Here is a 2,223-nt window from a genome sequence, read left to right as displayed (position 1 = left end):
ATGTACCCGACCTGGCGAGCCCAGGCCCGCGACGCCTTCCTCGCAGGTTTCCAACGCGCCTACACCACCAACCGGGCGCCGCTGTTCATCGGCAACCACTTCGAGCAGTGGAACGGCGGCATCTACATGGACGCCGTCGAGGAGGCCCTGCGGCAGATGGCCGAACAGCGTGACGTGCGCCTGGTGTCCTTCCGCCAACTCGTCGCCTGGCTGGAAGTCCAGGACCCGACCACGCTCGCCCGGCTGCGGACACTCTCCCCGGGTCAACCACCTCCCGGCGGATGGCCCGTCTTCCTGGCGTCCTGATCACGGCGTGGTCTCCCTCAGAGCCCACGATGCCGCGGAGGGATTGAGGTTTTCTCACCAACTATGACGGCTCGATTGACGGCGTCGCTGGTCGCGGTCGGGGTTCAGGAGGAAGGCGTGGGTTCTCGGGGCGAAGAATTCGGAACAGTTCGAGGGGCCCGGCCAACCATCACTGCGCCCCTCTGGGATCACCTTGAGTACGCCTAACTGGAGCCCTGTAGGCGGCCGTTGCTGGCCCTGACACGGCGAAGACCCCCCGCCCGGTAACGGGGCAGGGGTCGACGGTGTAGTGGCTCTGAGTCAGTCAGCGCCAGCGATCGCCCTTCGCCTGGACGTAGTGCCGCCAGACGTAGCCCCACGGGGTCACGGCCAGGATGACGACGACGAACGAGCAACTGAAGATGGTCTCGCCCATCGCGTCGTCCACGTCGCCGGCCATCACCGCCGGCAAGGCGACGATCCCCAGCCACATGAGCTTCCAGAGGCACTCGAACAGCAAGATCGGAATCAGCCGCACGGGGTAGCGCAGGCCCAGCACGGCCAGGAGTCCCATCGCGGTCAGGAGGATGTGGACCACGCCCTCGAACAGGGGCGTGGAGCTGTCATAACCGATCACGACCGGCCACTTCACGACGGCCAGGCCGATGCCCATCAGGGCATAGCCGACCCGCATCGCATTCAAGCGCCAGAGCGGCAACTCGGGCACGTCGGTACTGGCGGGACGGCCGGCCCCGGGCAACTGGTCAACGGTCATGGGTCCTCCTAGAAGAAACGCCGGGCTGGCGCCGGGGTGTCAGTCACGGTTGGGCAGCGGGCTCGTCGTCCGGGAAAAACAGGCCCTCGATGGGCTGATCGAACACCGCCGCGATCTTGAATGCCAGCGGCAGGCTCGGGTCGTAGCGGCCGGTTTCCAGAGCGTTGACCGTCTGGCGAGAGACGCCCAGCCGGTCGGCGAGATCGGCCTGGCTCCACCGACGGGCTGCACGCAATTCGCGCAGCCGGTTGTGCATCAGGACTTCCGGGCTTTGAGGGCTCGCACTCCGAGCCAGCCCATGAGCCCGCCGAGGAAGCTGATTTGCAGGCCCTGTCGGGCATCCATCAGCTGTGCCGCGACGAGCAACGAGGCAACCTGCAGCAGCACCACCACGACGGCGAACCCCACGGCCAGCGCCTGCAGCTGGAGCAGGCGCTGGTACTCATCGGCGCGCTGCAGACTGCGGACCTCCGCCCACATGAACAGGCCGGTGGCGGCAAGCATCAGCACCGCCCAGATCCCGGTCCCGGCATTGGGCCCGGGATCGTCGAACACAAGCATCGCCACTACCGCCAGCGCCAGCACCGCCAACCCGGGTAGCGCATCTCGCCACGCGGCCCGCGTCCGTTCCAAATCGCTGTAGCTCTCTCGGCTGCGCTCGTTCCCTGTCATGCTCGCTAACGTAAAGGACCCTTGTCGCTATGTCAAGCTTCCTTGTCTATGACCTGCGCCCAACTCTGTCCGCTGGGTGCGCTCGAGCACCCGATACACCGTCGATCGCGACACTGAGAACAGCTCGGCCAGCTCGGCGATCGAGTCGTCGCCAGGGACGTGCAGCATCACCAGGTGCGCCTGCGGGGCCGAGCTGGCTAGGCCGTGTTTGAGAAGTCGGCGGAAGCGCTGATCAGGCGTGTTGGTGCCGGGACGTAGGCGAGGCCTCCGGTAGAGGGATCAACGACCAAGAAGACCCTCACCACGGAGACCTCGTGGACGGCACCCTACCGGCCGGTGCCCGCCATGACCTGACCGACGAGCAGTGGCTGATCCTGGCGGCACTGCTCCCCGGTAGGCCACGGACCGGCCGCCCTCGTCGCTGGACGTTGCGACAGCTGATCAACGGCATCCGGTTCCGCACCCGCACCGGGTGCCCGTGGCGGGACGTG

At 66.9% G+C, this 2,223-nt stretch carries 5 protein-coding genes and 1 pseudogene; 2 read left to right on the top strand and 4 right to left on the bottom strand.

What is annotated here, in order from left to right; translation table 11 throughout:
- Window positions 1-306: pseudogene (locus VN520_RS38070) on the top strand (hypothetical protein); the annotation flags it as partial.
- A gap of 304 nt (window positions 307-610) precedes the next feature.
- On the opposite strand, the gene VN520_RS38065 reads toward VN520_RS38070, so the two are convergent.
- From VN520_RS38065 to VN520_RS38050, 4 genes are read right to left on the bottom strand one after another with little or no spacing between them, the layout of a single operon-like run.
- Window positions 611-1,060: a hypothetical protein gene (locus VN520_RS38065; protein ID WP_325751525.1), complete on the bottom strand. Its 450-nt coding sequence runs from the start codon at window positions 1,058-1,060 to the stop codon at window positions 611-613.
- A gap of 43 nt (window positions 1,061-1,103) precedes the next feature.
- Window positions 1,104-1,316: a helix-turn-helix transcriptional regulator gene (locus VN520_RS38060; protein ID WP_331681917.1), complete on the bottom strand. Its 213-nt coding sequence runs from the start codon at window positions 1,314-1,316 to the stop codon at window positions 1,104-1,106.
- Complete coding sequence (locus tag VN520_RS38055; protein ID WP_325751524.1) at window positions 1,316-1,732, bottom strand: hypothetical protein; 417 nt, start codon at window positions 1,730-1,732, stop codon at window positions 1,316-1,318. Before VN520_RS38055 ends, VN520_RS38060 begins: the two co-directional genes overlap by 1 nt.
- Before the next feature lie 27 nt (window positions 1,733-1,759).
- Window positions 1,760-1,903 carry a helix-turn-helix domain-containing protein gene (locus VN520_RS38050; RefSeq protein ID WP_325751523.1) on the bottom strand — a complete coding sequence of 48 codons (144 nt, stop codon included), beginning with the start codon at window positions 1,901-1,903 and terminating at the stop codon, window positions 1,760-1,762.
- Window positions 1,904-2,046: 143 nt separating this feature from the next.
- Here VN520_RS38050 and VN520_RS38045 point away from each other — a divergent pair.
- Window positions 2,047-2,223: transposase (locus VN520_RS38045; protein WP_325751526.1), on the top strand; the 177-nt coding region annotated here is incomplete at its 3' end.

The organism is Streptomyces sp., from assembly GCF_035563135.1.
Classification (GTDB): Bacteria; Actinomycetota; Actinomycetes; order Streptomycetales; family Streptomycetaceae; genus Streptomyces.
This window is presented reverse-complemented; position numbering and strand designations above follow the sequence as displayed.